Origin of the sequence: Occallatibacter gabretensis (genome assembly GCF_001449115.1) — a bacterium.
GTDB lineage: Bacteria > Acidobacteriota > Terriglobia > Terriglobales > Acidobacteriaceae > Telmatobacter > Telmatobacter gabretensis.
Genome location: NZ_LAIJ01000009.1, coordinates 909,761 through 925,313 on the forward strand (window position 1 = coordinate 909,761; position 15,553 = coordinate 925,313).

Annotated in this window: 10 protein-coding genes; 6 read left to right on the forward strand and 4 right to left on the reverse strand. The window is 56.2% G+C overall.

Going from position 1 to position 15,553, the window contains the following annotated elements:
* Nucleotides 1–25 precede the first annotated feature (25 nt).
* From VO84_RS10065 to iscX, 3 genes are read left to right on the forward strand one after another with little or no spacing between them, the layout of a single operon-like run.
* Nucleotides 26–442, forward strand: a complete 417-nt coding sequence (locus VO84_RS10065) for a 2Fe-2S iron-sulfur cluster-binding protein (protein ID WP_058187505.1) — start codon at nt 26–28, stop codon at nt 440–442.
* 17 nt (nt 443–459) lie between these two features.
* Nucleotides 460–804 (forward strand): cupin domain-containing protein, encoded by a 345-nt coding sequence (locus VO84_RS10070; protein WP_058187506.1) that lies wholly within the window; start codon nt 460–462, stop codon nt 802–804.
* A gap of 9 nt (nt 805–813) precedes the next feature.
* Nucleotides 814–1,032 carry a Fe-S cluster assembly protein IscX gene (gene iscX / locus VO84_RS10075; protein ID WP_058187507.1) on the forward strand — a complete coding sequence of 73 codons (219 nt, stop codon included), beginning with the start codon at nt 814–816 and terminating at the stop codon, nt 1,030–1,032.
* A 556-nt stretch (nt 1,033–1,588) separates the two neighbouring features.
* Here the strand turns inward: iscX and VO84_RS10080 are convergent.
* Both VO84_RS10080 and VO84_RS10085 read right to left on the reverse strand, forming a co-directional pair.
* A complete protein-coding gene (locus VO84_RS10080; RefSeq protein ID WP_082661873.1) occupies nt 1,589–2,086 on the reverse strand; it encodes a YraN family protein in 498 nt (165 codons plus the stop codon).
* A gap of 39 nt (nt 2,087–2,125) precedes the next feature.
* Nucleotides 2,126–3,520 carry an acetyl ornithine aminotransferase family protein gene (locus VO84_RS10085; RefSeq protein ID WP_058188695.1) on the reverse strand — a complete coding sequence of 465 codons (1,395 nt, stop codon included), beginning with the start codon at nt 3,518–3,520 and terminating at the stop codon, nt 2,126–2,128.
* 827 nt (nt 3,521–4,347) lie between these two features.
* Here VO84_RS10085 and VO84_RS10090 point away from each other — a divergent pair.
* Complete coding sequence (locus VO84_RS10090) at nt 4,348–7,827, forward strand: TonB-dependent receptor (RefSeq protein ID WP_058187509.1); 3,480 nt, start codon at nt 4,348–4,350, stop codon at nt 7,825–7,827.
* 95 nt (nt 7,828–7,922) lie between these two features.
* On the opposite strand, the gene rsfS is transcribed toward VO84_RS10090, so the two are convergent.
* The gene (rsfS, locus tag VO84_RS10095) at nt 7,923–8,549 is read right to left on the reverse strand and encodes a ribosome silencing factor (protein WP_058188696.1); all 627 of its coding nucleotides are present in this window, start codon (nt 8,547–8,549) and stop codon (nt 7,923–7,925) included.
* 124 nt (nt 8,550–8,673) lie between these two features.
* On the opposite strand from rsfS, the gene accD reads away from it, so the two are divergent.
* Both accD and VO84_RS10105 read left to right on the forward strand, forming a co-directional pair.
* Complete coding sequence (gene accD / locus VO84_RS10100) at nt 8,674–9,540, forward strand: acetyl-CoA carboxylase, carboxyltransferase subunit beta (protein WP_058187510.1); 867 nt, start codon at nt 8,674–8,676, stop codon at nt 9,538–9,540.
* 694 nt (nt 9,541–10,234) lie between these two features.
* Nucleotides 10,235–13,534 carry a TonB-dependent receptor gene (locus tag VO84_RS10105; RefSeq protein WP_058187511.1) on the forward strand — a complete coding sequence of 1,100 codons (3,300 nt, stop codon included), beginning with the start codon at nt 10,235–10,237 and terminating at the stop codon, nt 13,532–13,534.
* Nucleotides 13,535–13,589: 55 nt separating this feature from the next.
* Here the strand turns inward: VO84_RS10105 and VO84_RS10110 are convergent, their stop codons facing one another.
* Nucleotides 13,590–15,515, reverse strand: a complete 1,926-nt coding sequence (locus VO84_RS10110) for an alpha-amylase family glycosyl hydrolase (RefSeq protein WP_058187512.1) — start codon at nt 15,513–15,515, stop codon at nt 13,590–13,592.
* Nucleotides 15,516–15,553 lie beyond the last annotated feature (38 nt).

Genomic DNA, 15,553 nt, shown 5'->3' on the forward strand with positions numbered 1-15,553 from the left:
GCGTACGATAGATGAAGGACAAGATATGAGTGGAGCAAATACAACGAATATTCCCGCCGACAAGCTGGTGCGCGTGACCTTTGAGCCGGAGGGCAAGACCGTGGAGTTTGAGTATGGCACCATGCCGTACGATCACCACGGCAAGCCGATGTCGTTCCTGGACGTGGCGGAGAACTTCGAGATTTTTCTGGATCATGCGTGCGGTGGATCATGCGCCTGCACCACATGTCATGTGTGGGTGAAGGAAGGCACAAACGGTATTAGCGAAGCTGACGACGATGAACTGGATCGGATGGATATGGCCGCCGATCAGCAGCTCAACTCGCGGCTGGGCTGCCAGGCGGTGATTACGAAGCCGGGCAACTATGTTGTGGAGATTCCCAAGTGGAATCGCAATTATGTTTCCGAAGGCAAACCGCTGACTCTAGCCGAAGACAAATAAAGCTCAGGAGATCCTTCGTGAGTCTTGCAACGATCGAGCGCAAGCAGTTGCTGGCTGCAGTGCTGGGCAATCGTAATGTGAGCACGGTAGACGTAGGGGAAATCACTCTCGGAGCAAGTCAGAGAGCCGGGCGTCATCTGCATCCATGTGCGGTTGTCGGCTATATTGCAAGTGGAACAGCGATCTACCAGATTGAAGGCGAGCCGATACAGACGCTGCCTGTAGGTTCCGCATTTTATGAACCTGCGAATACTGTGATTGCCGAATTCGGAAATGCCTCCGAGGACGCGCAGCTAACTTTTATTGCGTTTTATCTGCTCGATGGCGAGCAGGAACTGATTACGATGCTTGAGACCCGCTAAGGAGCTACGATGCCGCGCGAAATCCATTGGGCCGATTCCGAAGAGATAGGCATTCAGCTGCAGGAGAAGTATCCCGATATTGATCCCTTGACTGTGCGGTTCACCGACCTGCACAAATATGTCACCGAGCTTGATGGTTTTGCCGATGACCCAACAAAGTCAAATGAATCAAAGCTTGAAGCCATCCAGATGGCGTGGCATGAAGAGCACGAGGACGCGAAGGGTTAAATCTCTGCAACAAGGTTCCGGACGACAGTGATTCAGGTCCTCCAATACACGTGTTCGCTATCCCATGCATCCCTTGTACTTGTAATCTGCCGTTGCGGAGCGCAGTTCCACACATTACTTTCGTGCTGGGACTCCCTCCAGATTGTTTGCACAAAATTAACTTCATCTGTGCCAGACTCATAATCAGCAGTAGACAAAGGCCCGGTCCCTAATGACCCGGGCCTTTGTCTTTCCGCCCCAAATACGTGTTCCGACGGTATGGCAGTCACATTGGAGCTCAAGAAATGCGCTTTTCACCGCATTTTGGCCGCATTTTCGCACCCTTTTCTAAGCAAAAAATCATCTGCAAGTATTTGAAAAAGAGCAACTTGACTCTGGTTATGATAGAGAAAACACAAAATTTTCTCCCCGTACAAATTCTGTAAATCTGTATTTCCTTACGTCGTAGGGTACGTCCTTCCCACAGTCTCTGTAATTCTGTAAGTGCGACCCCAGAACAGCCTGCTGGGCTTTTGCCAAATGCAAACGCTGAGAGCACACGCGATCGGACACGGGGTCAGTTTTCGTGCCAATCCCGCCGATCACTCCACCCGAAGGAATTTTCAAAGTGTTCGATCTCCGGATCGCGTCCGGGAATGAGATACACGCCGATCACATCGAAACGTACGTTTGGGCGAGTGACCGTGGAAGCATTTCGAGGCAGTTGCCGCAGATAGGCGCGCGCCAGACGGCGCAGCACGCGGCGCTTATGCTGATCGACCGCTACGTGAGCCGGCGTCAGGTCACGCTTTGTTCGGGTTTTTACTTCAAAAATGCAGAGAAGCTGGCCCTGCCACGCAATGAGATCCACATCCCCAGGTAGTTTGCGCGCTGACCAACGCCGCGCAACCACCTTGTAGCCCTTGCTGAGTAGATGGAAGAAGGCGGCATCTTCGCCCTGCACACCCACAACCAAATGTGCGGGCACCTTTTCGCGGCCGCGAATGCGAACCAGCGTACTGAGCATGGAGAATGCGCGCTGAACGAGCGCGGCACGCATACTTTGAGGGGACATTGCCCTTCATTGTAAGCGTGCCACTACGGAATGCAAGAGTTAAGCGTTTGCCGTAGCCAGTTCGCCTTGGTGCGCGTGCTGCTTCTCTACTTCGGTCAGCACCTCTTCGAGAATGTCCAACGCAACGGTGGCCTCTTCTTCCTTGACCACTAGCGGTGGGCAGAGCCGAATGGAAGTTTCTCCGCAACCGAGAATGATGAGGCCGCGCTCAAAGGCAAGCTCCTCGATCTTATTGCGGAGCGCAGTGACCGGCTCGCGTGTGGCTTTGTCTTTGACCAGCTCAATGCCGATCATGAGGCCGCGGCCACGCACATCGCCTACGAGCGGGTGCGTCTCCTTCCAGCCCTCCAGCCGCTTCATGATCAAACCGCCGATGTGCGCGGCATTGGCAATGCCTTCGCGTTCGAGCACATCCATGGTGGCGAGTGCCGCAGCGAGCGAGACTGGATTACCGCCAAAGGTGGAGGCGTGCGACCCGGGCAGCCAGTCCATGATCTCGGCTTTGGCAATGCAGACGCCGAGGGGCATTCCGCTGGCAATGCCCTTGGCGCTGGTGAGGATATCGGGCTCGACGCCAGAGTGCTCGATGGCCCACCACTTACCGGTGCGCCCGGCTCCGGACTGCACTTCGTCGGCGACCAGCAAGATGCCATGGCGATCGCAGATGGCGCGCAGTTCGTGGAGGAAGTTGGCGGGAGCCGGCACATAGCCGCCTTCGCCCTGGATGGGCTCGACGAAGATGGCCGCTACCTCTTCTGGCGCGATATTGGTCTTGAAGAGCTTCTCTTCGATGTATCGCGCACAGTTTAGGGCCCACTGCTCCCGCTCGGCAGGTGTGCCGTTGCAGCCGCGATATACATATGGATATGGAATATGCGTCACGCCGGGAACAAGTGGAGCGAAGCGGCGGCGCTGCTGGGGCTTGGACGCGGTGAGCGAGAGCGCGCCCATGGTGCGCCCGTGGAAAGCACCGTAAAACGCAATCACCTGCTGACGCTTTGTGTGATACCGGGCCAGCTTCAACGCGCACTCCACAGCCTCTGCGCCGGAGTTGCCGTAGAAGACTTTATGCGGCCCTTTCATGGGCGCAACCGCGCTCAAGCGGGCGGCAAAATCGGTCAGATGCTCGTCATAAAAGTCGGTGCCAGAGATGTGAATCAACTCAGCGGCCTGCTTCTGAATGGCCGCCACCACTTCAGGATGGCAATGCCCCGTGGAAGTGACGGCGATGCCGGCGGCAAAGTCGAGAAACTCATTGCCGTCCACATCTGTGATGCGCAGGCCGCGGCCGCTTTTGACCACCAGCGGATACGAGCGGGTGTAACTGGGAGAGATCAACCGTGTATCGGCATCCACAGCGGCGCGAGCCCTGGGGCCCGGAAGAGCAGTAATAAGCTTTGGGCCAAATTGTGCGTGTAGCTCCTGTTGAGTCATGTAGCTATCCTCTCGTTGGCGGACAACGTATTTGCCCACCGGTTTGTGCGGATTCGGGACCACCACCGGCAGCACCATCTGGCGCTATGCAGGCCGTTCAGGTCTGAAAGGGAAACGCAGACGAGGATCTTCGACGGTCCTGTAGCTTAATCGCCGCCGAAGAGACTAGGTCGGGTGCTGGTGGGCAGCACACGCAGATGCAGATGACGAAGTGGGCAAATGCCACGCAGCCGAGCACGCGACCAGCGCCGGGTGGCGGGCAGTAGCGGCAAAGCGGGATGTGCGTGGATACGCATGGATCGTACCAGCCTTTGGGGGCAAGGATACCATACGGCTTCTTTATGGAAACGGCACGGCTTCTTTATGGGCTAATCGACCGTGCTGCTGTATGCGTATTCGGGTCAGATGGGAGAGGGATTGTGGGAGGAAATAAACGAGTAATCCACAATTTATGGGATATGAAGCCTCTAATCTATGAAATCTCGTAGGCCCTTCAAAAATAAAGAAATTTTCACACTCTAGAAATCGTTTGTTTTCTATAGAAAAGGTGCAATATGCATCCGGAAAAGATTTGGCACTTCTCATGCAATACAAACGATGCCATGTGTAATTTTGTCGTCCTCGGGGGCGTGAGCATTAACGCAAGCACGGACCAAAAGAAACATAGGCAAACAACAGATAAGAGTAAGACCCATAGCTCCTTCTGTCTGGGAGCTACTTTGTAGTGATTGTTCGTTTTGGCGGTCTTTACCGGCAAAGCGATGAGGATGACCCACGGAGCGAAGATCTTTTAAGGACTTCGTTCCCTTAGATTTGGAGGAGTTTCCATGCGATTTATCAAATTGCAGGGCGCGGCACTGGCTCTGAGCCTGCTTACTTTCGCCGGTCTGGCGATGGTGGTATCCGCTCCGGTCGCCCATGCTCAAACGGCAGTCACGGGCGCCATCAGCGGCGTGGTTGCCGACGCAAGCGGCGCGGTAGTGCCCAATGCTACGGTGACTATCATCAATACCGGCACCAATGCCAAACAGGTCATTACGACAAACGCGGAAGGACGCTACACTGCGTCTCAGCTTTCGCCGGGCACGTACAAGGTTTCGGCGACTTCGGCAGGCCTCCAGTCGGAGACCACGGTGATAACGGTTCTGGTCGGCACCACGCTGCCTGCGGATATCAAGGTGACCCCGACGGCGGATAAAACCATTGTTGAGGTAAGCGCCACCACACTACCTCTGGTAGATACGCAGAACGTTGCACTTGCGACCACTTTTAACGAAGAGCAGATCCAGGCTCTGCCCACCCCGGGCGGCGACGTCACGACGGTTGCGTTCACGCTTCCCGGTGTTGTGGTCAATGTCGGGGGCTCTTACGGCAATTTCAGCTCCGACGGCCTGCCGGGCATATCGAACCTCTTTGTACTGAATGGCTTTGACAACCAGGACCCGTTCCTCAACCTGAATAACTCCGGCAGCTCCAATCTGACGCTGGGACAGGGCGAACTGGCCGAAGCGACGGTTGTCCAGAACGGTTACAACTCGCAGTATGGCCGTGCTGCCGGCGCCACCATCAACTACACCACCAAGTCCGGTACCAACAAATTCCATGGCATGGCAGACTATAACTGGAACGGCACGGCGCTGAACGCCAACGGCTGGTTCAACCAGTATGACAACCTTGTCAGTGGACTTCCCTCGGACAGGCCTCATGCTGTTTCCAACGAGTGGGCGGCCAACGTGGGCGGACCTATCGTCAGGGATAAAGTCTTCTTCTTCGCTGACTACGAAGGTCTGCGCTATGTTCTGCCTGGTTCCAGCGGCTTCCTGACGTTCCCGTCTCCTGAGATGGCCTCCTATATCCAGTCAAATGTCCCAGCCGCGGCGCAGTCGCTGTATGCGCTTGCTCTCGCGTCGTTTAAGAAATCGCCGGCATATGCCAATGCTCAGCCGGTAACCAACGGCTCGGCATCGAACCAGGATGGAAATGGCGCGCTCGGTTGCGGTCTTGCGGATGCTGGCGGCATGCAGGGGACCCCAGCTCCTGGCGGCGGCACCTTTGGTGTAGACACGCCTTGCATGCTCGTGGGTACCGGAACTGCAAACAACATCAACAAGGAATGGCTCTTCACTGGCCGCGGCGACTGGAATATCAGCGACAAGCACAAGATTTATGGCCGCTACAAGATGGACCGCGGTTCGCAGCCGACCAGTACCAGCTTCGTCGATCCGCTCTTCAGCGCACTTTCGATTCAGCCGGAATACGAAGGTCAGTTCAATGACAGCTATGTCTTCAGCAACACCAAGACCAACTCACTAACAGTGGCGGCCAACTGGTACACGGCCTACTTCGGACCTGCAAATCCTGCCGCTTCGCTGGCAGAGTTGCCCGTGAACTTCTACTATACGGACGCTGGCGTAGATGGAAGCGGCGTGAACGCCGCGCCCGGACTTCCGTCTTTAGGTGTGCCGTTTTATTTGACTCAAGGCCGCAATGTAACGCAGTACCAGATCTCAGATGACTACAGCTGGATCGTAGGCAAGAACACCCTCAAATTTGGTGCCAATTTCCGTCGTGACCTGGTTTCAGACTACGATTCGCAAGAGGCAGTCGTCTTCCCGTACGCCATTCTGTACGGACTCGGCGACTTTGCCAGCGGCGATCTGACCAATGCGCCCTACCATGGCAATGACCAGTACAACCAGGCCTATACGGCGACCAACACCGCCCATCTGGCGCTCTACAATCTGGGCGTCTACTTCCAGGACGAGTGGCAGGCTTCTCCCAAGCTCAAGCTGACAATTGGCGCACGTATTGATCGCACGGGCAATCCGCTGTGCCATGATGGCTGCTTCTCCCGTTACGTGGGTTCATTTCCGGCTTCGGGTGTTACGGCAGATACGCCGTATAACCATGCGGAAGGCGGTCAGATTCAGGCACAGAGCTGGAATGCTTTCCCCAGCGTTCAGGCTTTCAATTTCCAGCCGCGCTTTGGCTTTAACTACTCCATCGATGAAAAGACTGAAGTTCGTGGCGGCGTGGGCTGGTTCAGCGATCTTTACCCGGCGGGATTTATCGACGGTGTGATTCAGAACTTCCCGAATTACAACTTGATCACTACCTTTGACGGAGCACTGAATACGACTGGCACCGGCACATCAGGTGCATTTACGACAGCCGGCAACGCTGCCATCCTGCAAGGTTTCGGCAGCGGCTCTGGCCTGACCCAGATTGAGAATTCGCTATCCGCTCAGGGAATTCCGTTCGTTCCGCCGGCCATGGGCGCTACCTTTCCTGGCCAGTTCAATGTTCCCGAGTACGTGGAGTACAGCCTGCAGGTGCAGCGCCAGCTGGACCGCAGCACGGCCGTGATCCTGACCTATGCCGGCAACTACGGCTACGACGGTGTTCTCATCAATCCGTACCTGAACGCAACCAACAGCCGCTCCCTTGCTACTGCTTCTACCCAGCTGGATCCACGGTTTGAGCGCGTGCAGGCTTACACCAACGACAGCCATTCGAACTACAACGGCCTGATGGTACAACTGAAGCACAACAGCCATGGGTTTACCGGCCAAATTTCCTATACGTACAGCCATGCACTCGATATGGTGTCGAACGGCGGAGAAGGCGAATACTTCAACAGCGGAGCGGTTACAAATCAGCTGACCCCGAGCCTCGGTGCCGGCAACCTCAACTACTCAAACGCGGACTATGATATCCGTAATAACCTGGTGGGCGACCTGGTTTACACCGAACCGCACATCCGTGGTCACAAATTTGTGGACGCGGTGGCTGGCGGGTGGACCCTCGGAGGCAAGACGTACTACCGCAGCGGTGAGCCGTTCAATGTTACCAACGGCGCACTCCTCAGCGGCTTCCCCAACCTGGGCTCCACTCTCATGGCGGACAGCACGGTTCCGACAAGACAAATCACGAATATATCGGGCTCAGATCCCCACAAGTGCGTCACCGGCTCCTGCTTTGACCCGTCGCAATTTGTTGTATTCGGCAATCAGGCTGATTTCGGCAACATTCGCCGGAACTCGCTCTTTGGTCCGCACTATGTAAACAGCGACCTGAACCTGATGAAAAAGCTGGTTAACTTTGAGCGCTTTAACTTCCAGCTCGGAATTAACGCTTACAACATCTTCAACCACGCGAACTTTGCTTCTCCAACAAGCGATGTCAGTTCAGGAGCGTTCGGCATCATCAGCAGCACAGTTGCTCCTCCGACAAGCCCCTACGGTTCGTTCCAGGGCGCGGCTGTCACGCAGCGCCTGTTCGTTCTTCACGGCAAGTTCGTCTTCTAACCGCGGGTGCCAAGTAATTCCGGCGCTTGCATAAACAAAAATGGCGTCCGCTATGCGGACGCCATTTTTATTGCTCGAAGCTTCTAGCCGGAAGTCTACTTCTTCTTTGCGGACTTCTTTGCGGCGGACTTCTTCACCGCGACTTTCTTTGCTGCCGGCTTGGCCGGAGTTTTCTTTGCGGACTTCGCAGGGGTCTTTTTAGCTGCAGCTTTTTTTGCAGCCTTTGCCGGGGCTGTTTTCTTCGCCGCGGGCTTTGTTGCCGGAGGCTTTGCTTTTACTTTGTCGGATTTGGCGCGGGTGGCACGGGTCTTTTCGGCGAGTGCGGCCTTTAACTCTTCATCAAACTCCGCAGGCGTCAGCGGGCGGGCAGACTTCCGCAACCGCTCAATGTCGTAGAAGGCGCGCTTCTCGGCAAGAAAAACGTGCACGACGAAGTCGATGTAATCGAGCAGGATCCACTCGCCCTGGCGGCGGCCTTCGACCGAGTTCGGGTAGATGCCGTACTGGCGCTTGATCCGCAGCTCGATCTCGTCGGCAATGGCAAGCGTCTGGCGGTTGTTGGTGGCGGAGGTGATAAGGAAGAAGTCCGCGAGGCCGGAGTCTGCGGCGTCAAGTGCGAGAATGCGGGTGTCTTCGCCCTTTTTGTCTTCAGCCGCTTGTGCGGCGACCTGAACCAGAATGCGGGAGTCGATATTGGCCTGAGGGGCGGGGATATTGGACATGCGTGCTACATTTCCTTTGCTCGGATTATCGTAAAGCATTTTCGGAATACGTGTAGACCTTTCCAGTGCGAATGCGGGGTGAGACCGTTCGCGGCATCTGGCCATTTACAATAACCAAGACACTATGTCCTGGTTCAAGCGCGAAAACGCAGATTTGACCTCCGCTCCGGCACCTGAAGGTGAAGATGCAGAGCGGCGGGTTAGAACAGACGGCCTGTGGGTAAAATGCCTGGGCTGCAGGCAGGCTATTTGGAAGGCCGATCTGGAGGCTAACCTTAATGTCTGCCCAAAATGCGGATACCATTTCGGTATGGACGCACAGGAGCGTGTAGCTTCGCTGCTGGAACCCGGCTATGAACTGGTAGATCAGGGGCTTCGCTCTACGGACCCGCTGAACTTTACGGATATCAAGCCCTATAAGCTGCGGCTGGAGCAGGGACGCAGGCAGACGGGCCTCGATGACGCCATATTGAATGCTGTGGGTGACCTTGGACCGATCCCGGTTGTGCTGAGCGTGATGGAGTACGCCTTTGCGGGCGGCTCAATGGGCGCGGTTGTGGGCGAAACGATTGCACGCGCGGTGGATCGATCGCTGGCAGGACGCAAGCCGCTTATTATTGTTACGGCTTCGGGCGGAGCGCGTATGCAGGAGGGCATTGTGAGCCTGCTGCAGATGGCAAAGATTTCGTCCGGGCTGGCGCAGATGGATGATAAGCGCATTCCTTATATCTGCGTTCTTACGCATCCTACGTACGGTGGCGTAACGGCCAGCTTTGCCATGCTGGGCGATCTGAATGTTGCCGAGCCGGGTGCGCTGATCGGTTTTGCCGGGCCGCGGGTGATTGAACAGACGATCCGTCAGAAGCTGCCGGAGGGTTTTCAGCGGTCAGAGTTTCTGCTCGAAAAGGGATTTCTGGATGCCGTGATGTCGCGCAAGGAACTGAAGCAGTATCTGATCCGGGCGCTCGAATTTATGCAGGTGCCGGCGTAGGATTTCTTGCTTTAGCGCGAGTTATCCTGTGCAGGGCTGATTCCGAAGTGATTTTATTTGTGCGAGTTGGGGACGACTGCACAGCTTCTATATAAATCTTTATGCGATCTTCATTCTGAGACTGTGCAAGTGCACAGCAGTAAAAACAGAAGGCCCGAATCCGGTGGGATTCGGGCCTTTTCTTCTGGCTATTATGAGTGTGCCACAAATGGGCCTAATTCTACGCAAACTTTCCGAGGATGGAATGCGTTACTAAAGGATAATGGACAAAAGTAACTCAGGGATCCTGGCAAATTTTGAGGCACAAGAAAGCAGTTGCCATACGTCCTTTTCTCCCCACACAGGCCCGAAAAGCGATTGGAATTCGTCTGCTCGAACAATATGGCAGGCGGCAGTTACTACGAATTATCATATTCTTAATAACTTATTTACGAATTTTCGCAGCTTTTCTCGTTAAAGACATTTCCATGACATTTGTTTTATTAATAACTATATTAAAATCATAGACTTAATAAATCAACTATTAATCCCAAGTTTGGCACATCAATTGCTGTTACAAGGATGCCTAATCCACAATCGTACCCCACGAATGGTTCCTGGCTGATTTGTATTCTCGCGCGTGTCGGTCCTAGATAAGAATCAGGGGCCGGGATTTCTGTCAAATCTGATCCACCTGTTTCTTAGGGAGGTATTCTTGGCTGCTCTTAAGCGAACACTCTTTGTTGTCATGCTATTCGTTGCTGGTCTGGCTATCGGCAATGCACAAACTTCAAATGGCACGATCATCGGCGTCATTACCGACCAAGCGGGCCAGGTAGTGACCGGGGCTACTGTTACAGCTACTTCGATCGATACAGGCGCTGTAAAAACCACGACGACAAATGCCGAAGGCGAATACCGCATCGAGTCAGTGCAGCCCGGCTTTTATGACATTCCCGCCTCAGCAAAAGGTTTTGAGACTACCCTTCAGAAGGGCCTTCAGGTCCCCGCCGCCATCGTGACGGCCAGCGTAGTCCTGAAGGTCGGCCAGGCAAGCGACAAGATTGAAGTTACTGCCGACAATGCGGTACTTAACACAGATAACGGCCAGATCAGCGGCACCATCGGCGAACTTGAAATCAGCAACCTTCCTATCGCCAGCCTGAACCCTTACGAGCTTGCACTTACCCTTCCCGGTGTGATCAACACGCAGCAGGGCGGGTTCTCGAATGGTGTGAACTTCAATGTGGGCGGCGGCCGTCCTCGCGCCAACAACTTCCTGATTGAAGGCCAGGACAACAATGATGCCGGCATTCAGGGCCAGGGCCTTCAGCCGGGCAATGACGAAGCGGTCAAGGAAGTTGTCATTATCGAGAACGCCTATACCGCTGAGTACGGACATGGGGCAGGCTCGGTTTCGAACCTGATTTACAAGAGCGGAACCAACCAGTTCCACGGCGCAGTCTACGAGCGCCTTAGGAACTCTTCGCTCGATGCCATCGACCATAACAACAACTATTATCAGGATCCGGTCAAGACGAAGTACCGCGAAAACCTGCCTGGCTTCCGCATCGGCGGACCCATTCTTCGCAATAAGCTCTTCGGCTTCGCCTCCTATCAGTGGGACATCTATCGTTCCACAGCCAATCTCTCTCAGCTTTCGATCCCTACCGCCGCTGGCCTTGCTACGCTTCAGCCCTATGCTGCAAGCAGCCCGACCCTTGCCAAGCTGCTTGCAGCCTATGGCACTCTCGTCGGCCAGATTCCTCAAGCGGGCGCCACATACATTGACCTTGGTCCTGATCCGGTCACTGGCGTAGAGCGCGGCATTGTGGAGGTGGGAACCGTAGCACGCAATCTTGGCGCGGACACCTCAGCCCCTGAAATCGACCTCAAGGGCGATTACATTGCCTCCGGCAAGGACTCGCTGGGTCTTCGGTTCATCCGCAGCCGGTTTACGGCTCCTTATGACGTGTTCAATTTTCCGGGTCAACTGCCGGGCTTTGATACGGACCAGGATGGTACGTCGTACAACGCCGGCATCGCGGAGACACATACCTTCACGCCAAACCTCCTGAATGAATTCCGTCTCTCGTACGGCCGCATCGGCTTCAGCTTCGGTCTGCCTTCCAGCACCACTTCCAACCCGCTCTTCGGCGGCCCCGGAGTTTCTGTTGCAGGCCTTACCGGTTACGGTATTCCCACCAGCATTCCGCAAGGCCGCTTCCACAATACCTACCAGGTGCAAGACACCATTACCTGGATCAAGGGCAAGCACACCTGGAAGTTCGGTGAGGATATTGCCGACATCCGCGTCCGCGACGGGATTCCCTTCAACTTTTATGGCTCTGTTGGCTATGCCAACTCCGGCGGTCCGGTCACGGTCGGCGAGCAGTCAGTGAAGTACACCGGCCTGGCCAACCTGATCGACGACTTTGGCGGAAATGCAGCCACCATCAGCCAGAACTTCGGCAGCCCAACTGCTCAACCGCGCCTTTTCAGCCAGAACTACTTTGCCACTGACACATGGCGTCTTATGCCGACGCTCAGCTTAGATCTTGGCTTCCGCTATGAATACAACGGAGCTCCCTTCAATGCTCCCGGCACTCCTTATCCCGGCATCGATCAGAAGGACATCGCTTGCTTCCCGCTGGACCCAGGCGCCAGCTGCAATACGAAACAAACCGGCGACTTTGGCGAATGGGGACCGCGCGCCGGCATTGCCTGGAGCCCGACTTTCTTTGGGCAGCATAAGACAGTCGTTCGTACCGGCTTCGGCGTATTCTATGACGTTGTCTTTACCAACATCATCGACAACATCCAGGCATCCGCACCCAACGCTGCCTCGCCGGTGATTACAAGCTCCACCAGCGGCCGCGGAACTTCCGCCTGGATGGAACAGGTCAGCAACCTCAACAAAACCCCGCTGGCTACCAACACAGCAGATCCCATCGTGGATCATCTGCGTTCACCGCGGACTTTCCACTGGAACCTGAACGTCGAACAAGAACTGCCCTGGGCGACTACCCTCCAGGTTGGTTATGTCGGCGAGCGCGGCGAGCATCTGTACGGCCAGACCAATTTGAATCCCTACGTTGGTTCGTACGAATTCGGCACCGCCAACAGTGCCCGCGTCATTCCCACCCGCGGCTCCATCGTCGTCCGCGACAACTCCGAAGACTCCGAATATGCCGGCCTCTGGACGGAACTGGATCACAAGTTCAACCACCAGTTCCTGTTCCGCGCGTCCTACACTTACGGACATGCTCTGGATGATGGTTCTGAAATCTTTACCACTCTCAACCAGTCTTCCTACCAGTTCAGCCGTTATCCGATTCAGCGTGGAACCACGGACTGGGGCAACTCCGCCTACGATGCTCGCCAGCGCCTTGCTCTCTCCTATATCTGGACACCGGCTATCTGGCATACCGAAGGCGGGATGAAGATCCTCGGCAACATCGTCAACCGCTGGGCAATCTCAGGCATCACGCAGTTCCAAACCGGAAGCCCGGAAAACGTAGAGAACGGCTTTGACGTGGACGGCGACGGCATCTCGAACGATCGCCCCAGCCTCGGCAATCCCAAGGCTCCGCTCACCACCTGGGCTGCTGACGGCTCCTGGTTTGGCGTTTCCGGGCTTTGCTCCGGTCCCAGCTTCTACAACACCGGTGACAACTGCCATCCGGTCAATGCAAGCGACGTACACTGGATAGTCCCTGGCCCCGACCAATACGGGAAGCCAGTTGGCCGTAACTCTCTCACCAGCCCAGGATTCCAGCTCTGGAATGTGGCCATTCAGCGCAGCTTCAAGCTGCACGAGCAGGTTGTATTGGACTTCCGTGGCGATCTGTTCAACATCTTCAACCACGGCAACTTTGGCATCGAGAATACTACGCTCTCCTCGGGCGTGGTGACAGATGCCTACAACAACTTTGGACCTAACTACTTTACTGATCCCTATCCGACTGTGTCAGGCCACCGCAATGCACAGTTCTTTATGAAGATCAGCTTCTAACCGCTGTAGCAGTAGATAAAAAAGGCGACCCACGTTAGGTACCTTTTTAGCGATTTTATTTCTCTGCACGGAGTATGACGATCTGCTGTGCGAGGAGATGAATCTGGAGCTTGCCTCCGGCGGTGGAGTGGGCTTCCGCCGTGGTTTCGAGGGCGGGGATGAAGCGGGAGCAGTTGATTAGAGAACCAGTGTCGAGAGGAATGGTTATGTCGTGCGGCACGCTGTCAGAGTTGACGGCGATGATGTAGCGGGGTTGCTGTGAACATGCGCTGGAGAGGTTTGTGCCACGGATGAAAGCAAGTGTGCGGTCATCAGCCGAGAGCACGGCTAGCTGGCCGGTTTGGAGCGCAGGGGTGTGGGCGCGGAGCTGCAACAGGGAGCTGACCCAGGCTTCCATGGATTGCTCGGCTTCCATTCGGCCGGATTGGGTGAAGGCGTCGGATTTGGCTTGGCTAGGTTGATCCGACTTGGCTTGTGGGAATCCGCCGGGGAAGTCGTGGCGGTTGTCGGGGTCGTTGCCGCCCGTCATGGCAATCTCGTCGCCGTAGTAGAGCTGAGGCATTCCGCGGAGCGTGGCGAGGAGGCCGAATCCGAGGCGCAAGGCTGCTGGGTCTGCGCCGGATTCCGAAAGAAAGCGCTTGTTGTCGTGATTGCCGAGGAAGGTGACGAGGCGCTCGGGATGCGGGTAGAGCGCGTCCTGCTTGAGGACTTCGGCGATGGCGGTCATGGGCTTCCGACGGGTGAGCGCGTCGCGCAAGGCGAAGAACATCGGGTAATCGAAGGGCGTGTCGAGGAGGGTATCGACTGTGCCGTCAGAGCCGCGATTGGCACGGCCGCCGGCGAAGAAGCTGGTGACCTTGGGATCGCCGTCGAAGACTTCACCTACTTCGGAGATTTGCGGGTAGAGCTGGCGGAGCGTGCCGTTGTAGGTGTGCCAGAAGCTGCGCGGGACGTAGGGGAAGGTGTCGATGCGCAGGCCGTCGATGCCGGCGGTTTCAATCCACCAGATGGCGTTCTGGGTGAGATAGAGGGCGACGAGCGGGGAGTCCTGATTGAGATCGGGGAGCGAGTTGGCGAACCAGCCGTTGAGGACGGCATTGCGTGTGACGGCGTTGCCATCTGGGTTGACGATGCTGAGGAAATCGTATTGGGCCTGGATGTGTGAGGCGGGGGTGCCGTGGAACCAGTCGGGGGTGGGCATGTCTTTGGCCCAGGGATGCGCTGCGCCGACGTGGTTGGGGACGGTGTCGAGGACGACTTTCATGCCGCGGGCGTGGGCGGCGCGGACGAGAGATTGTAGATCGGCCATGGTGCCGAGGTGGGGATCGACGGCATACATATCGGTGGCGCTGTAGCCGTGATAGCTGTTGCCGGATTGCTCGGCAGAGTTGTCATAGAGCGGGGTGGTCCAGATGGTGGTGACTCCGAGCTGCTGGAGGTAATCGAGATGGGCTTCTATGCCGCGAATGTCGCCGCCGTGATAGGCGCGGGCGCGGCTGCGGTCGTCGGGATCGCGGAAGTTGGGGAGGGCATCGTTGGTGGGGTCGGCGTCGGCGAAGCGGTCCGGCATGATGAGGTACATCACGTCGGATGAGTTGAAGCCGCGGGGGCCCTGGGATTGTGGGCGACGAGCGGTGAGCGTGTAGAGAGCTGTGGTGCTGCCGCGGGGATTGGTGGCGATGAGCTGGATGGCGCCGGGCTTTTTGCCGGGATCGAAATTGACGAAGGCCCAATGGCCGTTGGGGGAGATGGTGGTTTCGGTGATGCGAGGGTGGGCTGATCCGGATTTTGCGCGGATGGAGAAGGTTGTGTTCTCGAGGTGCTCGCCGTGGATGAGCAAGAGCGAGGGGGGCAGGCCGGCGAACCAGTTGGGGGGATCGATTTTGGTGATGACGGGTTTGGCGGATTGGGCGAAGGAGATGGGCGCGAGCAAGAGAGTCGCGAGAAAGAGGCGGAATGAGAGCCTGGAACCGGGTTTCATGGAAGACTTCCTCACGAGCTTGAAAAAAGCGCCGCATG